The sequence below is a fragment of the Winogradskyella thalassocola genome, from assembly GCF_900099995.1.
GTDB classification, from domain to species: domain Bacteria; phylum Bacteroidota; class Bacteroidia; order Flavobacteriales; family Flavobacteriaceae; genus Winogradskyella; species Winogradskyella thalassocola.
This window is the reverse complement of sequence record NZ_FNCZ01000004.1, coordinates 188329-207428: the sequence shown is the minus strand read 5'-3', so window position 1 is coordinate 207428 and position 19100 is coordinate 188329. Positions and strand designations below refer to the sequence as shown.

Genomic DNA, 19100 nt, shown 5'->3' with positions numbered 1-19100 from the left:
ATTCCTGCTTATGCAGGAATGACAGCTAACTCAAATTTCCTCAGCCTGTTCAATCGCTTTTGTTAAAGCACCAAGCTTATTATAAACTTCTTGCAATTCACTTTCGGCTTCAGATTTGGCAACTATTCCTGCGCCTGCTTGCCAAAATAATTTATGATTCTGACTTAAAAATGTTCTAATCATGATGGCATGATTAAAATTGCCGTTAAAATCCATAAAACCGATAGCTCCACCATAATAACCTCTGCTTGTTTTCTCATACTTCTCAATCAACTGCATGGCTTTGTGTTTTGGTGCTCCACTTAGCGTTCCGGCAGGAAATGTGTCTGCAACCACTTGCATGGTGTCGGTGTTTTTGTGAATTGTACCTGTAACTTTACTTACTAAATGAATGACGTGAGAGAAGAATTGTACTTCTCTATAATTTTCGACAGTAACATTGCTTCCGTTTCTACTTAGGTCGTTTCTTGCCAAGTCAACTAACATGACATGCTCGCTGTTTTCTTTGTCGTCTTTTATTAATTCTTCAGCTAATTGCGCGTCTTTAAGGTCGTTTCCACTTCGCTTAAAAGTACCAGCAATAGGATGAATTTCGGCTTTACCATCACTAACTACTAATTGTGCTTCTGGTGAGCTACCAAATATTTTAAAATTCCCATAATCAAAATAGAATAGGTAAGGGGATGGGTTAATACTTCTTAAGGCTCTGTAAACATTAAACTCGTCTCCACTAAATTGTTGTGAAAATTGTTTAGACAGTACCAGTTGAAAGACATCTCCGCGGCCACAATGTTTTTTTGCTAGTTCTACATTTGCTTTATATTCCTCATCTGTAAGATTAGATTCAATGTCTCCTTTGGGTTTAAAATCGTAAGAGGCATATTGTCTCGTTTGGATCAATTGTAAAATGTCGTCAATGTTATTTTCGCTATGAAAACAATGTGCAAAAATATAAGCTTCATTTTTCTGATGATCTATAGCGATGATATTTTGATAAACAGCATAATATATTTCAGGAATAGAAACAGAATTATCTTTTTTTGAAATTTCGATGTCTTCAAAATACTTTACAGCATCATAAGCGGTGTACCCAAAAATCCCATTATTGATAAACTTAAAGTCGTCGTTGGAGTCCACCTTAAAACGTTGGGTAAACTTATGAATCTCTTCAATGACACCAACCGTCTCAATTAAATTGCTCTTGGAACTTCCATCAGGATAAGTTTGCGAAATCGTATCACCTTCCACTTTTATAGAAGCGATCGGATTGCAGCAGATATATGAAAAATTGTTGTCGTTTGCATGGTAATCACTACTCTCTAATAGAATACTATTCGGGAATTTGTCTCTAATTTTAAGATAGATACTAACTGGCGTAATAGTGTCTGCTAATATTTTTTTATAATGTGTGTTTAAACTAAATGTTTTCATTTTATGTTAAATTAAAAAAGGCTTGTCGTGAATGACAAGCCTTTTTTTTATATAAGTATTACATACCAAGGATTAGTTCACGAACGTAAGTTTGAGAAATTCCACCACCAAGTATGATTTGTATTTATTTTCATCTGAGCATCAAAGATAGAAATCAAATTTCGGATATCAAACACTTTAGGAAAAAAAGATTCCTGTCGTCGTAAATTTCACGAAAACAGGAATCAAAATATAAATGTGACTACTTTTTTTTTATTGAGGGATTAAAACTTAAGCGTTACATCTAAATCAAATTCGTCATAAATAGCTTTATCCTTTATAGTTTCTAAGATAGAAGGTGATTTGTAGGTAATGTTATGTTTCGTTCTATCAATCTTTAAATTTGCAGTTGCTGTGTTATCTTTAATAAGTAATGGAAAAGAAATAGCTTCTGTTTTTCCTTTAATAGTAATATTAGCTTTTACATTAAAATTACCATTTTTACCTGTTACAGATGTAATATCTAAAGTTGCTGTAGGAAATTCTTCTACACCAAAGAAATCATCAGACTTTAAGTGACTATCTAATTTTTCTTTGTACCCACCTTCTAAATCGGTTGAATTGATAGATTTCATATCTATAGTGAAATTTCCTCCGGTCAAGGTTTTACCATCAAATGAAAGTGTACCACTTTTTAAGTTAATTGTTCCAGTATGTTCTCCACCGACTTTATAACCTTTCCAGATTACTGAACTCTCTTCAACTTTTACGGTTTTGTCTTTTAATGTTGTGTAAGACATAAATGATAATGCTAAAACTAATAGCATGGCAATTTTTGAATTTCTGTTTTTCATAATTATTTGTTTTTAAGTTTTATTAAAAGGGTATTCAATTCTATTAACTCGCCTTGAGTCAAATTTTTTGTAATATTTTTTTCTGTGTGATCTATAATCGGGTCCACTGTTTTCAACGTTTCTAAACCTAAATCTGTAATGACGATCTCCACTTTTCTTCTGTTGGTATTACAGATTGTACGTTTTACAAATTTTTTCTTTATCAGCTTGTCCACTAATCTTGTGGTATTACTCATTTTGTTTACCATACGCTCTTGTATGTCTTGTAAGTTTATGGCTTTTCCATTTTGACCTCTCAAAATCCTAAGGACATTAAATTGTTCTAAGGATAAATCGAAAGGTTTTAGCTCTAATAACAAATCATCTTTTATCCATGTTGTGGTGTGAAAAATATTTATTACTGTCGCTCTTGGTATCGGCAAATCAGCTTTTGTTTTTAGTATGTCGTTTAATTCTTTCATATACAACAATTGTATATACAAATGTATGTGTTTTATTCACATGAGAAATTAATATTTTGTTAAATTTTGAACGTGTAGATTTTAATTATTCAGAGTGCTATGTCATTTAAAGAATTGATGTACTAAAAAAACGATAGAAGAGTTATATATAGAATATGATGTTAGGCTGAATTAGAGATCATGATATAAAAGGGAAGGAATAAATAGTAATTGACTATATTCTTTAAATTTAATTACAGTAGATTCCTACGATAGTGGAGGAATATGTTAAAAAATGAATCTGAAATGTAACACTTCTGATTTTTTTACGTCTATATCATAATGGAATGTTAATTTTGCTAAAAATTAAGAACAAAGAATGGCTGATTTATCACAAGAAGAATGGACAAAACAACTCGAAGCAGACGAGAATGCAATTGTTTTAGACGTTAGAACACAAGATGAAGTTGCAGAAGGAATAATTCCTAACGCAATTCATATAGATATTTTTAAGGGACAAGGTTTTATCTACGAAGTTGAAGAATTGGATAAATCAAAAAACTTTTACGTATACTGTAGATCTGGTAATAGAAGCGGACAAGCGTGCGCTATTATGAATCAATTAGATATTGAAAATGCTTATAATCTATTAGGTGGGTTCAATGAATGGCAAGGTGATGTTGCCTATAATGAATAATTTAATACTTAAATGATGAGAAGAATAGTTGCAATATGTTGTTTTTTAGTTACAGTTGGCTTTAATACAAGCTGTTTAAATAAATCTTTAGATAATTCTGAAATACAACTCGTGTCTGCTGAAGAAATGAAGTCTATTTTAGAGTTAGAAGATGTGCAATTAATTGATGTAAGAACACCCAAAGAATATGCAAGTGGTTACATTGCTAATGCTCAAAATATAGATTTTATGTCACCTACTTTTGATGATGATATCACAAAATTGAATAAAGATAAACCTGTAATATTGTACTGTAAATCTGGAGGTCGAAGTGCTAAATGTGCTAAAAAGATGAAAGATGCAGGATTTAAAAAGATATACGATCTTGAAGGTGGAATTTCTAAATGGAAATTTTCAGATGTCATAAAAATTGAAGAAAAATCTTAACAACCTAACCGAACTTAATGTTCGGTTTTTTTATACTCCTAATTCTCTTCTCGAATTCTTAAGATTTTTATAAATTAGACGACTGTAAACAGAGAACAGAAAGACTTCTGTTACATTTGCAAATTAACATGTCGTTTATGAACTTTAAAAAAGTACTTCTACTTTGCCTTTTGGCATTTTCGTTTTCATTCAATTTATTTTCTCAAGTTTTCGATCCCGTAAAATGGGAAACAAAAGTCGAAAAGATTTCCGATATAGAATACAACCTTATTTCAATTGCAACTATTGATTCCGGATGGCATTTATATTCTCAAAATGTACCAGATAATGGACCAATTCCTACTGGTTTTACGTTTACAGAAAGCGAGAATTTTGAGTTAGTCGGTGCAACTTCTGAGGATAAAGGTCATACTGTAGATGATCCTGTTTTTCAAATGCGGATTAAATTTTTTGAAAACAAAGCGGAGTTTACACAACGTATTAAAGTTTTAAATAATGAATTATCTCTAGTTGAAGGTGAAGTGGAATTTATGGTCTGTGATGACGAAAAATGTTTACCACCAACTTATATAGATCTTAAGTTTAACTTGAAGGATACTGAAGACGTTAAAGAGGTTTCTGCAGGAATGGCGTTAAATTTAACAGGTGATACCACAAAAATTCTTGAGCCAGTAAAATGGAGTACTTCTGTTGAAAAACTAAATGATAACGAATTAATTTTAGTGTCTACCGCAACGATAGATGAGGGTTGGAAGTTATATGCTCAAAATATTGAAGAAGGCGGCCCAATTCCAACAAGTTTTGACTATACATTAAAAGACGGTGTTGAGTTAGTCGGTTCTACCAACGAAGAAAAGGGTGAAGAAAGTATAGACAAGGTCTTCGATATGAAGATTAAATACTTTAAAAATAAGGCTGAATTCAGACAAAAAATTAAAGTTTCAGACGCAACAATTTCTAAAGTCGTTTCAGAGGTTGGTTTTATGTCTTGCGATGACACACAATGTACAGCTCCAACTTATGTCGATTTAGAATATGATTTAACTAAGACTGTTGTGGCTTCCTCAGATGTCACTGAGATTTCTGAGTCAACTGACGACGAGTCGAGCAAAGGTTTGTGGTCTATTTTTATAATTGCTTTCTTTTCAGGATTTGTCGCGTTATTAACACCATGCGTGTTTCCAATGATACCAATGACGGTGAGTTTCTTTATAAAACAAAGTCAATCTAAAGCCAAAGGCATTCGTAATGCTATTATTTATGGATTATCTATTATTGTAATCTATGTCTTATTAGGTACAATTATAACAGCCATTTTTGGTGCTGATGCCTTAAATGCATTAGCCACAAACGTTTGGTTTAACCTTATTTTCTTTATATTATTAGTGGTTTTTGCCATTTCATTTTTAGGTGCTTTTGAAATTGTATTACCGAATTCTTGGGCAAATAAAGCCGATAAGCAAGCTGATAGAGGTGGACTAGTTGGTATCTTTTTTATGGCTTTGGCCTTAGCAATTGTCTCGTTTTCTTGCACAGGTCCAATAGTAGGAACTATTTTGGTCGAAGCAGCTTCCAAAGGAGGAATCGCACCGGTAATAGGAATGTTAGGATTTTCATCTGCAATCGCATTACCATTTGCATTATTCGCTGCTTTTCCGGGTTGGTTAAATTCTTTACCAAAATCAGGAGGCTGGTTAAATACTGTAAAGGTCGTTTTAGGGTTCTTAGAATTAGCTTTAGCGTTTAAATTCTTATCGCAAGCCGATTTAGTATTGCAATTACACTTCTTAGAACGTGAAGTATTCATAGCTATATGGATTGCTATTTTTGGAACATTATCCTTATACCTTTTTGGGAAAATTCAATTGCCACACGATTCGCCACTAAAACATATTTCCGTAGGACGATTATTATTTGGCTTACTAACGCTAACGTTTACGATTTACATGATTCCTGGACTTTGGGGAGCGCCTTTAAAAATTATTAGCGCCTTTCCTCCTCCATTAGATTATTCTGAATCTCCTTATGGAGTTGGAAATTCAAAAGGTGGTGGCGCAAGTATAACAGATATTCCTGAAGGAGCACATTTATTAGCACCACATGATATTTTGGCTTTTAATGATTATGAAACTGGTTTGGCTTATGCCAAAAAAGTAGGGAAACCTGTGATGTTAGATTTTACGGGTTGGGCTTGTGTGAATTGCCGTAAGATGGAACAAAATGTTTGGGTAGATCCACAAGTGTTATCTAAACTTAAAAATGACATTGTGCTTATTTCTTTATATGTTGATGAGCAAATCGATTTTCCTGAAGGTGAAGCGCCAGATTCTAAATTAAGACCAGGAAAAAAACTAAGAAACAAAGGTCAGAAGTGGAGCGAAATGCAAACCATCAGGTACAAAACCAATACACAACCGTATTATGTATTGATGAATCATAATGAAGAAAATCTTAATGAGCCTGTTGCTTATACTCCAGATATTGAGGAATACGAGGCATGGTTAAAAGAAGGGATTGGAAATTTTAAAGATTAAAAAATCAAACTAAAAACAGAACCTTCTCCTTCTACACTTTTAACAATAATTCTACCTTTATGAAGCAACATAATTTGCTTACAAAGGCTTAATCCAATACCGCTTCCTGTGGTTTTACTAGTAAAGAACGGTACAAAGATATTTTCTAAAATGTCTTTAGGAATTCCGGAACCATTGTCTAAAACTTTAATCACAATATCTCTATTTGGGTTTTGAGAAGCAAGGACTTTAATTTGTGGATGGGCTCCATCTTTACAAGCATCAACAGCATTTAAAATAAGGTTAATTAAGACTTGTTCTATAAGATGGGTGTCAATATCCAACTCTAGTTTAGGAGACGTAACATTAAATGCTATACTTATATTTTTCGCCTTTATTGAAGGTTCCATTAACAACTGAAGATTATTAAATAAGTCTTCAATTTTAACACGTTGTAGGTTGAGGTGTGTCACTTTACTCAAACTTCTATAGGTCTTCGCAAATTTTAAAAGGCCTTCACTACGGTTTTTAATGGTTTTAACTCCAGCGTTTAAATCGTCTAACTCAAGGCGTGTTTCTTCAGGTTGTTCTATGGCTAATTGTAAGTTTTTTTGAAGTGTGTCTGCTAAGGATGAAATCGGAGCAATAGAATTCATGATTTCGTGTGTCATCACGCTTAAAAGCTTCTTCCAAGATTCTGATTCATTTTTATTTAAGGTATCATCGATATTCTGAATTACAATTAATTTGAAAGCATCCTCTTTAACCTGAAATACAGTATCAGAAATTAATATTTTAATACTTTCATTTTGAAGCGCTATCGCAATGGAATTCGGCTCTCTATGGTAAGTTTCAAAAATGGTATTAAATAATTCTGGTTTTCTATTTTCTACAAATCGAATATTTTTAAACGACGGCATGTCTAAGGTTTCGCCAAAAGAATCATTACTCCAAAGCACGTCACCAGATTCCAGATTATACGCAATAATCCCAATGTCTACCATCTCTAAAATTTTTTGAAGGTAAACGTATTGCGCTTCGTTTTGAGAGTTGATTTCTTTTATAGTTTTATTAATTTCATTAAAGCCTGTGTATAAAAAACGGATATCTTTTGGACCTCTGTCTTCTGGAAACCATCTCGAAAAGTCACGATACTTAACCGCTTCAAAAAAATCATCCATCACCACAAACCTTCGTTTTACAAACGTGTAGGTATTAATACATAAATAAAGTAGTGCAATGCTAATTACTACGATGTAAGCCGTCTGTTCCTTGTATATGGTATAGGCTAATGCAAGTATGATACTTACTAAAAGTAGAATTCTAAAAAAGAGCCAAAAGATGTAACTTCTATAGTTCATACTTTTCTAATCTTCTGTATAAAGCAGCTCTTGTAATGCCCAGTTCTTTAGCCGATTTTGACACGTTGCCCTTATTTTTTTCAAGGACATTTAAAATCGCGTTTTTTTCTAAATCGTCTAAGTTTAAACTTTTCGTGGTAATACTTGTCGCTGAGGACGGACGTTCTATAGATGAAAACACTAAGTCTTCAGGTTTTAAAACGGAACCATCCGTCATTATCACAGCACGTTCTAAAACGTATTGTAATTCTCTAACATTACCTGGGAAATCGTGATTTTTTAATTTTGAAATAAATCCAGAATCAAATGAAAACGGACTTTTATTATATTTTTCGGCATATAAGGTGACAAAATGATGTGCTAATTCGGTAATATCTGTGCCACGATCTCTAAGTGGTGGCGCAATAATATCCACCGTATTTATTCTGTAAATTAAATCTTTTCGAAATTTCTTTTCGTCCGCTAAAATTTGTGGGTCAATATTCGTCGCACAAACTAAGCGAATGTCAATAGGAATTGAAGTATTAGAACCTAAAGGCGTCACATGTCTATTCTGTAAAACGGTGAGCAATCTTGCTTGTTGGGCTAAACTAATATTGCCAATTTCATCTAAAAATAATGTACCACCATGGGCAGCTTCAAAACGGCCTTTTCTATCTTCTCTAGCGTCTGTAAACGCGCCTTTTTTATACCCGAATAATTCACTTTCAAATAATGATTCGGTTAAAGCACCAACATCAACCTTTACAAACGGTTGGTTTTTTCTATTGGAGTTATCATGAAGTGCACGAGCAATTAAATCTTTACCTGTGCCGTTTTCACCAAGGATTAAAACGTTGGCATCTGTTGGTGCCACTTTTTTAAGTTTGGTAAAGACATCCGTCATAACATCACTGTCGCCAATGATTGCAACGGTATTGCTATTAAATTGTTTCTTCTGAGTGTTTTGGGATTTCTTTTGACTTAGGATCGTTGTAATCGTTTCTACGATTTTTTCATTCTTCCAAGGTTTCATCAAAAAGTCAGAAGCTCCTTCTTTTAATCCTCTTATCGCTAAATCAATATCAGCATATGCGGTCATTAAAATAACTGAGGTTTCAGGTTTTTGCTTTCTAATTTTATTCAACCAAAAAATACCTTCGTTACCTGTATTGACCAAACCATTAAAGTTCATATCTAAAATGATAATGTCGTAGGAGGTACGCTCAATTTGAGACGCAATATTACTCGGATTTTTTTCGGTAACCACTTCCTTAACCAGTGGTTTTAAAAGCAGGCGTAATGCTGTTAATACATCAACATCATCGTCTATAACTAATATTGTAGCGTTTTTTAATACCATCACTCGATAATCGAGGTTTATTTATTAGGAAGTCCTTTCAAAGCTCAACGTCATTCTTCGAAAATAACGTATAGAGCTCATTCTAAGGTTGTGTTTACAATATTACGATTTTATCTCGGGCTTATAAAAATTACAAAACTTAAATTTTTAGAGCCTTCAAAAGTGTGCGTTTTCGAACATAAAGTGTATCAAAAACGGACACTTTTAGTTTTAGATTTAAATATAATTAGCTGTAAATAAGGTTTTTGTGGTTTTGGCATCATCTTCACTATATAAATGGTATAAATAAAAGAGATATAATGGACGTTCCAATTCAGAAGAAGAAATTTTCAAATCAAAAACTAGGATTAGCTTTAGGGATTTTAGCCATAGTGGCTTTAATCGTGTATGTTATTTTTCAAACCTCAGGTGGTTCAAAATTGAATGTTGAAAAAGAACGTATTTCAATCAATACCGTTTCGAAAGGTGTGTTTCAAGAAAATATTCCGGTTAATGGTATTGTATTGCCTATCACTACTATTTATTTAGATGCGTTAGAAGGCGGCCGAGTAGAGGAGAAGTTTGTTGAAGATGGAGCCATGCTGAAAAAAGGAGAGCCTATTTTAAGGTTATCGAACACTGATTTGGAATTGAGTTTAGTGAACCAAGAAACATCCGTATATAACTTGTTAACGCAAATGCAAATCTCTCAAAATGCAGCGCGTCAAAATACCATTAACAGACAAAATCAATTTACAGATGTTGAAAATAATTTGATTGAAGCGGAACGTGTTTATAATTTGAATAAACGCTTATATGATAAAGGTGCGATAGGAAGAATGGATTACGAGTCGTCTCAGAATAATTTTGAGTATCAGAAAGAACGTATGAAACTTGCAAAACAAGTTTTATCTGAGGACACCATTTCGTCTAAATTAGAAGTGAGCCAAGCAAAAAACTCATATGCCAGAACGCAAAGTGCATTAGAGTTGATGCGAAAAAAAGTAGGAGATTTAGTGGTGAGAGCACCAATCGATGGACAGTTAACCTCTTTGGATGCCGAAATTGGTCAGTCTATAAATAAAGGCACACGATTAGGACAAGTTGATGTCACTAGCGGTTACAAGGTAAGAGTTGATATCGATGAGCACTATATTTCTAGAATTTATAATGGTCAAATAGGCACCTTTACCTTGAATAACAAAACCTACACGTTAGTCATCAAAAAAGTATTTACCCAAGTAACCAATGGTCGTTTTCAAGTAGATATGAAATTTGAAGGCGATGTACCAGAAGGGATTAGAAGAGGTCAAAACTTACAGATACGCGTGGCCTTAAGTGCCGAAAAAGAAGCGTTGTTAGTTGCTAAAGGTGGGTTTTTTCAAAAAACAGGAGGGAATTGGGTGTTTAAAGTGAGCGAAGATGGTAATACGGCCTACAAAGTAAATATCAGATTAGGAAGTCAGAATACAGAATACTACGAAGTGTTAGATGGATTAAATCCAGGTGATAAAGTAGTGACATCGAGTTACGATTCTTTTGGTGATACGGAAGAGTTGATATTGAAATAGAAACAAGAGAATAGAGAAATAATTAAGAGTTAACAACTAACAAGCTAAAGGCTAACAGCTAAGGGCCAACAGCCAAAAAACAAATACAATGATACAAATTACGGACTTAGAGAAATTTTATAAAACAGAAGAAGTGCAAACCATAGCTTTAAACAAGTTGTCTTTTAATGTAAAAGAAGGTGAGTTTGTCGCGATCATGGGACCTTCAGGATGTGGGAAATCGACTTTATTAAACATTTTAGGGTTATTGGATGATCCAGATGGAGGCAGCTTTATGTTTAATGGTACTGAAGTCGCTGGTTACAATGAGCGTAAACGTTCAGAATTACGAAAACATAACATCGGTTTTGTATTTCAGAGCTTTAATCTTATCGATGAACTTACCGTTTTTGAAAACGTAGAATTACCATTAATCTACACAGGTGTAAAACCTGCAGAACGTAAAAAGCAAGTGGAAGCGGTTTTAGAAAAAATGCAAATTATGCATCGTCGTAATCACTTTCCTCAGCAATTGTCTGGTGGTCAACAACAACGTGTGGCAGTAGCGAGAGCGGTGGTTAATAATCCAAAATTAATATTAGCCGATGAACCAACAGGAAATTTAGATAGTACTAATGGTAATGAGGTGATGGATTTATTAATAGATCTTAATGAAGCTGGAACAACCATCATTATGGTAACACACAGTGAGCATGATGCTAAATACAGTCACAGAATTATAAGAATGTTAGACGGACAAAAAGTAACAGAAAATATATTGGCATAAATAGAATAGACCTGTCAGGTTTTTAAAACCTGACAGGTCTGGAAATAATCAATCAATCAATCAATCAGGTGGAAATACTTCAGTACGTCATCAACCAACCAATCAACTTGTACTGAAGTGTTGAAGCCAAATCAATCAAGAAACGAACAGTAATTTATAGAAATCATGCTAAAAAATTATTTCAAAATAGCGTTTAGGAATCTTATTAAAAATAAGGTGTATTCATTTATCAATATTTCAGGTTTAGCTGTTGGCATGGCAGCGACGATTATGATTGGTTTATGGGTCACTGATGAATTAAATTTTAATAATCATTTTGAAAATAAAGAGACTATAGCTCAAATATTTCAAAGTCAGACTATAAATAATACCATTGGAACAGGTCCAGCAATTCCGAGACCATTAGAGTTTGCCTTGCGTCAAGATCATAAAGATAACTTTAAACATATTGTGATGTCATCTTGGGAGCAACCACGATACCTGAAATTTGGTGAAACCAACATTTACAGAACAGGAAACGCGATGCAAGAAGGTGCAACCGATATGTTGGACTTGGATATTATTGCAGGTGTTAAGGATGGCCTTAAAGAGAAGCATTCAATCATGCTTTCTGAATCTGCTGCTCATGCTTTATTTGGGAATGATACGGCACTTGGTAAAATCGTAAAAGTAAATAACGAAGATGATTTAGTGGTCACTGCAATTTATAAAGATATACCAGCTAATAATTCGTTTAGCGACATGAAATATATCATTCCATGGAAGCATTATATCACCACGCAAGATTGGATTGAATGGTCTAAAGAATCATGGGGAAACAATTCTTTTCAGTTGTTTGTGCAAATCAATGCGAATACCACTATGGATGTGGTCAATTCTAAAATTAGTGATGTAAAGAAAAATGCCTCATCCGAAACAGCTCAATTTAATCCGCAACTATTTTTATTACCAATGAAAGATTGGTATTTACGAAGTGAGTTTGAAAACGGTGTGCAATCTGGCGGACGTATTGAAAACGTTTGGTTATTTGGTATTATAGGTTTGTTTATTCTGTTATTAGCTTGTATCAATTTTGTGAATTTAAGTACAGCGCGTTCCGAAAAACGAGCGACCGAAGTTGGTATTAGAAAATCGATTGGCTCACAACGTAGTCAGCTTATTTTTCAATTTTTAAGTGAATCGTTTTTAATAGTTTTTCTCTCATTTATTGTTGCACTTGGTTTAGTGTTGTTGTTCTTAAATGGATTTAATAACCTAGCGAGTAAAGCCATTGTTTTTCCGTGGACAAGTCTTCAATTCTGGTTGATAGCATTAGTGTTTGTAATTATTACGGCATTTTTAGCAGGGAGTTATCCTGCATTGTATTTGTCATCTTTCAATCCTGTTACGGTATTAAAAGGCACTTTTAAATCTGGTCGCTATTCATCCTTACCTCGAAAAATTTTAGTCGTAGCACAGTTTACCGTTTCTGTAGCATTGATTATAGGAACATTGGTGGTAATGAATCAAATTCAATTTTCTAAAGATCGTCCTGTTGGATATGATAAAGAAGGATTGATTCAAATTCCTGTAATGAGTAACGAGTTTATCGGGAAAAAAGATATCATGAGGAATCAGTTTATAGCCTCTGGAGGTGCTTTAGAAATGACGGGTACAAGTGGGCCAATGACTAATGTGTGGTCCAACCGATCTGGCTATACTTGGGATGGTAAGCCTGAGGGTTTTCAAGAAGATTTAGCATACACTTCTGTGTCTTACGAATTTGTTGAAACTTTAGGTTTAAAAGTACTTGAAGGGCGAGGGTTTTCGAGAGCATTTGCTTCAGACTCTAATGCGGTACTTCTTAATGAAACCGCTGTAAAATATATGAATATCAAAAATCCTATTGGGAAATATATTAGAGATTCTGATACTGAAGACCAAAATCCACCTTTAAAAATTGTAGGCGTTGTTGAAGATATGATTATTCAATCGCCTTACAGTCCTGTAAAACAAGCGATGTATGTTTTTGATAGCGAAGATAATACGGCGTTTTATAATGTAAGACTTAATCCTGAAAAAAGCACTAGTGAAAATTTAGCGCTTATTGAAACTGTCTTTAAAAAGAACTTCCCAAACACACCTTTCGATTATCAGTTTGTGGATGAGGAATATGGAGCAAAGTTTAAATCGGAAGAACGTGTTGCCAGTTTAGCAAGAGTATTTACGGCATTAGCGATTTTTATAAGTTGCTTAGGACTTTTTGGATTGGCATCGTTTGTAGCAGAACAACGCACAAAAGAAATTGGAGTCCGTAAAGTATTAGGAGCATCAATCAGTCAGTTATGGTTATTGCTTTCAAAAGATTTCATCACGCTTGTAATCATAGCATTGTTAATTGCATCTCCGTTAGCTTATTATATTATGGGACAATGGTTGCAGAAATTTAGTTACCGCACAACCGTAAGTTGGGATGTCTTTGCGATTGCTTGTTTTGGAGCATTAATCATTACACTAATCACTGTAAGCTTCCAAGCCGTAAAAGCAGCTACGTCAAATCCTGTGAAATCACTTAGAACAGAATAAATCAATCAATCAATCAATCAATCAATCAATCAAAAAACGAACAGTAATTCTTAGAAACTATGTTTAAAAATTATTTCAAAATAGCACTCAGAAACCTCTGGAAGAACAGAACATTCACAGCACTCAATGTCGTAGGTCTTACAGTCGCATTCGGAGTAGCTCTATTATTAGGCATGTTTGCGGTTTTTCAATTGTCTTTTGATCGCTTTCATGACCATGGAGATACGATTTATAAAGTGTATTCAGAAGATAGTGGACCATACGGTATTGAAGCCAATACCTCAAAATCTGAACCTTTTGCGGCAACATTTCGTGATGAGGTTACAGGAGTAGATAAAATTACACGTTATAGTGGATCTGGAGTTTTATTAACGTATCAAGACAAGCAACTTGGTATGGGGACGGCTTATGTGGATCCCGATTTTTTTGATATGTTTAGTTTTCCCATTGTAAAAGGAGATACGAAAAATCCAATAACGTCAGAGTCTTCAGTTGCAATGACAGAGCAGGCTGCAAAACGCATATTTGGAGATGAAAATCCCATAGGGCAAACGGTTACTATTTTACGAGATGAAGAAGAAGTGCCTTTTAATGTCACAGCCATTGTTGAAGATTTTCCGGATACAAGTTCTATAGGTTTTGATATCGTGCTCAATTTTAAAAGCCAAAATGAACATGCCTATGCCAGAACTGTAGGACGTTGGGACATGGAAAATCATGAGGTGTATATGCAACTTTCTGAAGGTTTAAAACCTGAGCAATTTGAGAAAAGTACAGCGGATTTTACCCAACTACATTATAAAAATGAGATTGATAATGCCAAGCGTGATGGTTTTGAGCCTAATGCAGATGGCCTTTACAGACAAATAAAAGTATTGCCGTTGGCAGATGTTCGCTTTGCTAATTTTAATCAAGGCGTTGTTAGTGTCAATCGTACCATGCCTTATTTAGTTTTGGGAATTTCTTTTTTAATTCTGTTTATCGCTTGTGTGAATTTTATAAATATGAGTATTGCCAAAAGTTCACAACGTTTGCGTGAAATCGGTATGCGAAAAACACTTGGAGCCAATAAAAAACAGCTCTTCTTTCAGTTTTGGGGGGAGAGCATTTTAGTGTTTTTAATGTCCATAGGTTTAGGGATTTTATTAGCTGTGGTGTTACTGCCTTATTTTCAAACACTCTTTAGAACGCAAGCTTCATTGGCAACATTACTAAATCCATCATTACTGATTTTGCTAATTTTTAGTGTTTTGCTTATTACATTAATTGCAGGTGGTTATCCTGCATTACTCATGAGTCGTCTTGGAACTTTACAAAGTTTAAAAGGAAAGCTACAGGTGAATGGTAAAAATCGTTTACGAAACAGTTTAATGGTTTTACAATTTGGGATTGCTATTTTATTGATAAGTGGTACGCTTGTACTTTGGGATCAGGTAGAATTTATGCGAACTAAAGATTTAGGGTTTAATAAAGATCAGGTCATTGCTTTTCCGCTTAATGGAAAACTCAACGATCAAAAAGCTATAGAATTACTTCGAAATACGCTTCAGGATAAGCCGAATATTGTGAGCATCACAGCATCCAACAATATTTTGGGTATTGGTAAAGATGGCAATCGAACAACGAGTGTCTTAGGTTTTGAGCACAAAGGGCGTGGAGTGGATACGCATATGTTAGTTGTTGATGCAGATTATGTTGAAACTTTAGATTTGAATATTATTGAAGGCCGTTCATTTCGAAAGAATCTGGTGAGCGATAGTCTATCGGTTATTATCAACGAAGCGATGGCTAAGCAGATGAATGAAGAGGATATTTTAGCATCTCAAATCACACTAGATGATGCTTCTTATAATATCGTTGGAGTCATTGAGGATTTTAACTTTCAGGAATTAGATCAGCATATTGCGCCTATGACCTTATTTGCACTTCCTAATTGGAATCTAAGAAATGCCTACGTTAAAGTTACATCTCAAAATTTAGAACAGGCTTACGATGATGTGAAAACAGCTTGGAATACTATTGAACCTAATGTGGAATTTCAGGGCTCATTTTTAAATGAAAATATAGAACGAACCTTACGTAACGAACGCACCATGATTACTATGATTGGTAGTGGTTCCATACTAGCCATTATCTTAAGCTGTATTGGTTTGTTTGCCATGTCATTGCTCATTGTGGCACAACGACGAAAAGAAATAGGTGTACGTAAAATTGTTGGTGCGAGTGTCTCTGCAATTACGGTATTGCTTACTAAAGACTTTTTAAAATTGGTTGTTATTGCATTTCTTATGGCTACACCTATTGCTTGGTGGACCATGAATAAATGGTTACAGAACTATCCGTATCGTATTGATCTTAATATTTGGATTTTCCTTGCAGCTGGTGGAATTGCCGTATTAATAGCCATGCTAACCATAGCTGTAAAAACAATAAAAGCCGCAACCTCTAATCCTGTAGAATCTTTAAGAACGGAATAATCATCATCAACCTGCAAGGTTTTTAAAACCTTGTAGGTTTTTTTATAAAACAATACATCATGATTAAAAATTATTTCAAAATAGCATGGAGGAACCTTATGAAGCATAAGGTGTTTTCTCTAATCAATATCATAGGTCTTACTATTGGATTAAGTGCTTCGTTTGTAATTGGTTTAATGGTGTATTATGATGCTACCTTTGATGACTTTCATAAAGATGGTGACCGTATTTATCGAGTGGTTACAGATTTAATTAGTCCAGAAGATACCTTTTCTATTTCAGGAGTCACCTTAGCATTAGAGGATGAAATAAAGGATGATTCCAATTTTGAAACGGTTGGTAGCTTTTATATTGAACGCCCTTTTAAAGTTGAAAATAGAGAATTAGGTTCTGAATTTAAGTGGCCAAACTTCGTCATTTTTACAGATGCCAATTATTTTAAGATTTTCAATTACACATTTTTAGCAGGAGATGAAACTAGCATCTTATCACATCCAAATAGTGTTATACTAACAGAAAATAGAGCAGCAGATTACTTTCCAAATACTGTGCCTTCAGATATTATAGGAAAGACTCTAGTTTATAACGATTCCCTTAATGTTACTGTAACAGGTATTGTTGAAAATTTTAAAGAAAGAACCGATTTTGTGTTTGAAGAATTTATAGCAAAACCTCTTCTTTTGCAAACCCGATTACGAGAAAATTTCCTCAATTTAAATTGGAATAATACAAATGATGCTTCACAACTCTTTGTAAAAGTAGCTTCTAATGCCGATTTATCAGCCATACAAAATCGTCTTGATAATTTAGCTGCAGCGCACCAAGATGAAGATTCAAAAAAATATGGTGATGAGCAAAAGTTTGGATTACAACCGCTATCAGATATTCATTTTAATGAAAAATATGGTATCTATGATTGGACAAAAGGGCAAGCCAATAAATCACTACTTACTAATCTAGCTTTAGTGGCTATATTCTTGTTATTATTAGGCTGTATCAATTTTATAAACCTCAATACAGCACAAGCATCTCAACGCGCCAAAGAAATTGGTATTCGTAAAACCTTAGGGAGTTCTAGAAAGCAATTGATTGGTCAGTTTATGGGAGAGACCTTTTTATTGGTGCTAATATCTGCTCTATTGTCTGTTTTGCTTTCTAAATGGTTAATAAATGTGTTTTCAGATTTTGTGCCAGATGGTCTAAATTTTGAGCTTTTTAAATCGCCTTTAATTGTTGTTTGTGTTATCGTTTTATTAATCATAGTAACATTTTTATCAGGATTTTATCCAGCCTTAATTTTATCAAAATTTAATACCGTTTCCGTATTAAAAAATCATTTAGCTGTTGGCGATAAAAAGGTGAAACTAAGAAAGTTTTTAACCATTTTTCAGTTCACCATTGCTCAGATATTCATAATTGCCACATTATTGGTCGGTAAACAAATTAATTTTCTGCTCACTACAGATATGGGTTTTAAAACGGATGCTATTATTTCTGTTTATAGTCCAAGAGGCGAGCGTGAAGTTTCCAAAAAAGAGCTTTATGTTGAAAAATTAAGAGCCATTCCAGAAATAAAAGAAATTAGTATAGGTGGCACACCTCCTGCATCGATATCCACAAATAGTACGTCTCTTTCCTATAATAATGGTGAAAATGAGGTTAACACCGACTTGCAGTTTATTTTTGGAGACATTAATTATTCAAAAGTCTTTGAGTTAGATCTTTTAGCCGGAAGAAGTATAAGAAATGATACGGTTAAAGAGTTAGTCATAAACGAAACCTGTAGAAAAAAACTAGGATTTAAAAGTCCAGAGGAAGCCGTTGGTAAGATCGTTTTGTTAGGTGGTGAGAATGTTCCGATTGTGGGTGTTATGGCTGATTTTTTTCAACGTTCATTGAAAAGTAATATTAAACCTATGGCATTTCGTGGAGATTGGAACCGTCCAGATTGGAGTCAATTTCAGGGACTACATTTAGCGTTGCAAAATGAATCTTCCGAAGACTTAAAAACAACATTGTCGAAAATTGAACATGCTTATAAATCCGTCTATACAGAAATAGATGATTATCGCGTAGAGTTTTTAGACGAAAGCATTCAAAATTTCTATAATCGCGAACGTAAAATTTCTAAACTATTAAATTGGGCAACTGGCTTGTCTATTCTCATTAGCTGTTTAGGCTTATTGGGTCTTGTCATTTATACCACAAACCGACGTGTAAAAGAAATAGGCGTGCGTAAGGTTTTAGGTGCGTCATTATTTCAAATTAACACAATCCTATGTAAAGAATTCTTAATCTTGGTTGCGATTGCTTTTGTAATTGCGGCACCAATTGCTTGGTATGGGATTAATAATTGGTTGCAAGATTTTGCCTATAAAACGAGTATTAGTTTTTGGGTGTTTCTAGTAAGCGGATTAGCTATGATTTTCTTCGCCTTATTAGTCATCAGTGTAAAGACGCTTCAAGCTGCAAATGCCAATCCTGTAGACTCATTGCGTTCAGAATAAATCAATTTGAGATTGTCCCCTTGAGGGGACTTTAGGGGTGTTTTTAAATTTAGTTCTAAACTGTCCGTTAACGAACAAAAAGTGTATCAAAATCGAACACTATGGATTTTAAAACAAAAATTAATTAATTGATTTTTAGCGATTTAGAGTTTTGGCATCATCTTCACTATATAATGAGTAGAAGTAATTAAT

General features: G+C 34.0%; 13 protein-coding genes. 8 read left to right on the top strand and 5 right to left on the bottom strand.

What is annotated here, in order from left to right:
- Positions 1 to 30: 30 nt before the first annotated feature.
- From BLT80_RS12000 to BLT80_RS11990, 3 genes are all read right to left on the bottom strand, one after another.
- Entirely contained in the window at positions 31 to 1431 is a 1401-nt protein-coding gene (locus tag BLT80_RS12000) for an anthranilate synthase component I family protein (protein WP_092468281.1), read from the bottom strand.
- A gap of 263 nt (positions 1432 to 1694) precedes the next feature.
- Positions 1695 to 2264: a YceI family protein gene (locus BLT80_RS11995; RefSeq protein ID WP_092468279.1), complete on the bottom strand. Its 570-nt coding sequence runs from the start codon at positions 2262 to 2264 to the stop codon at positions 1695 to 1697.
- A gap of 2 nt (positions 2265 to 2266) precedes the next feature.
- Positions 2267 to 2725 carry a MarR family winged helix-turn-helix transcriptional regulator gene (locus tag BLT80_RS11990; RefSeq protein ID WP_092468277.1) on the bottom strand — a complete coding sequence of 153 codons (459 nt, stop codon included), beginning with the start codon at positions 2723 to 2725 and terminating at the stop codon, positions 2267 to 2269.
- Between the two features lie 358 nt (positions 2726 to 3083).
- Here BLT80_RS11990 and BLT80_RS11985 point away from each other — a divergent pair, with 358 nt between their 5' ends.
- The 3 genes from BLT80_RS11985 to BLT80_RS11975 all read left to right on the top strand — a co-directional run bounded on the left by BLT80_RS11985 (position 3084) and on the right by BLT80_RS11975 (position 6361).
- Complete coding sequence (locus BLT80_RS11985; RefSeq protein ID WP_092468275.1) at positions 3084 to 3401, top strand: rhodanese-like domain-containing protein; 318 nt, start codon at positions 3084 to 3086, stop codon at positions 3399 to 3401.
- Positions 3402 to 3413: 12 nt separating this feature from the next.
- Positions 3414 to 3827 (top strand): rhodanese-like domain-containing protein, encoded by a 414-nt coding sequence (locus BLT80_RS11980; RefSeq protein ID WP_317041772.1) that lies wholly within the window; start codon positions 3414 to 3416, stop codon positions 3825 to 3827.
- A gap of 137 nt (positions 3828 to 3964) precedes the next feature.
- Positions 3965 to 6361: a protein-disulfide reductase DsbD family protein gene (locus BLT80_RS11975; protein ID WP_092468273.1), complete on the top strand. Its 2397-nt coding sequence runs from the start codon at positions 3965 to 3967 to the stop codon at positions 6359 to 6361.
- Here BLT80_RS11975 and BLT80_RS11970 read toward each other — a convergent pair.
- Both BLT80_RS11970 and BLT80_RS11965 read right to left on the bottom strand, forming a co-directional pair.
- Positions 6358 to 7701: a sensor histidine kinase gene (locus BLT80_RS11970; protein WP_092468271.1), complete on the bottom strand. Its 1344-nt coding sequence runs from the start codon at positions 7699 to 7701 to the stop codon at positions 6358 to 6360. The two genes, BLT80_RS11975 and BLT80_RS11970, sit on opposite strands and share 4 nt — an antisense overlap.
- Positions 7691 to 9043: a sigma-54-dependent transcriptional regulator gene (locus tag BLT80_RS11965; RefSeq protein ID WP_092468512.1), complete on the bottom strand. Its 1353-nt coding sequence runs from the start codon at positions 9041 to 9043 to the stop codon at positions 7691 to 7693. Before BLT80_RS11965 ends, BLT80_RS11970 begins: the two co-directional genes overlap by 11 nt.
- Positions 9044 to 9342: 299 nt before the next feature.
- On the opposite strand from BLT80_RS11965, the gene BLT80_RS11960 reads away from it, so the two are divergent.
- The 5 genes from BLT80_RS11960 to BLT80_RS11940 all read left to right on the top strand — a co-directional run bounded on the left by BLT80_RS11960 (position 9343) and on the right by BLT80_RS11940 (position 18908).
- Positions 9343 to 10593 (top strand): efflux RND transporter periplasmic adaptor subunit, encoded by a 1251-nt coding sequence (locus BLT80_RS11960; protein WP_092468269.1) that lies wholly within the window; start codon positions 9343 to 9345, stop codon positions 10591 to 10593.
- A gap of 88 nt (positions 10594 to 10681) precedes the next feature.
- Positions 10682 to 11359 carry an ABC transporter ATP-binding protein gene (locus tag BLT80_RS11955; RefSeq protein ID WP_092468267.1) on the top strand — a complete coding sequence of 226 codons (678 nt, stop codon included), beginning with the start codon at positions 10682 to 10684 and terminating at the stop codon, positions 11357 to 11359.
- 165 nt (positions 11360 to 11524) lie between these two features.
- On the top strand, positions 11525 to 13924 hold the full coding sequence (locus BLT80_RS11950) for an ABC transporter permease (protein ID WP_092468264.1): 2400 nt from the start codon (positions 11525 to 11527) through the stop codon (positions 13922 to 13924).
- Between the two features lie 59 nt (positions 13925 to 13983).
- The gene (locus BLT80_RS11945) at positions 13984 to 16401 is read left to right on the top strand and encodes an FtsX-like permease family protein (RefSeq protein ID WP_092468262.1); all 2418 of its coding nucleotides are present in this window, start codon (positions 13984 to 13986) and stop codon (positions 16399 to 16401) included.
- Between the two features lie 59 nt (positions 16402 to 16460).
- The gene (locus tag BLT80_RS11940; protein ID WP_092468260.1) at positions 16461 to 18908 is read left to right on the top strand and encodes an ABC transporter permease; all 2448 of its coding nucleotides are present in this window, start codon (positions 16461 to 16463) and stop codon (positions 18906 to 18908) included.
- Positions 18909 to 19100: the final 192 nt, after the last annotated feature.

Coding starts and splice junctions, on each gene's coding strand:
- BLT80_RS12000 (WP_092468281.1), bottom strand. CDS start 1,431: ATGAAAACATTTAGTTTAAACACACATTATAAAAAAATATTAGCAGAC.
- BLT80_RS11995 (WP_092468279.1), bottom strand. CDS start 2,264: ATGAAAAACAGAAATTCAAAAATTGCCATGCTATTAGTTTTAGCATTA.
- BLT80_RS11990 (WP_092468277.1), bottom strand. CDS start 2,725: ATGAAAGAATTAAACGACATACTAAAAACAAAAGCTGATTTGCCGATA.
- BLT80_RS11985 (WP_092468275.1), top strand. CDS start 3,084: ATGGCTGATTTATCACAAGAAGAATGGACAAAACAACTCGAAGCAGAC.
- BLT80_RS11980 (WP_317041772.1), top strand. CDS start 3,414: ATGATGAGAAGAATAGTTGCAATATGTTGTTTTTTAGTTACAGTTGGC.
- BLT80_RS11975 (WP_092468273.1), top strand. CDS start 3,965: ATGAACTTTAAAAAAGTACTTCTACTTTGCCTTTTGGCATTTTCGTTT.
- BLT80_RS11970 (WP_092468271.1), bottom strand. CDS start 7,701: ATGAACTATAGAAGTTACATCTTTTGGCTCTTTTTTAGAATTCTACTT.
- BLT80_RS11965 (WP_092468512.1), bottom strand. CDS start 9,043: ATGGTATTAAAAAACGCTACAATATTAGTTATAGACGATGATGTTGAT.
- BLT80_RS11960 (WP_092468269.1), top strand. CDS start 9,343: ATGGACGTTCCAATTCAGAAGAAGAAATTTTCAAATCAAAAACTAGGA.
- BLT80_RS11955 (WP_092468267.1), top strand. CDS start 10,682: ATGATACAAATTACGGACTTAGAGAAATTTTATAAAACAGAAGAAGTG.
- BLT80_RS11950 (WP_092468264.1), top strand. CDS start 11,525: ATGCTAAAAAATTATTTCAAAATAGCGTTTAGGAATCTTATTAAAAAT.
- BLT80_RS11945 (WP_092468262.1), top strand. CDS start 13,984: ATGTTTAAAAATTATTTCAAAATAGCACTCAGAAACCTCTGGAAGAAC.
- BLT80_RS11940 (WP_092468260.1), top strand. CDS start 16,461: ATGATTAAAAATTATTTCAAAATAGCATGGAGGAACCTTATGAAGCAT.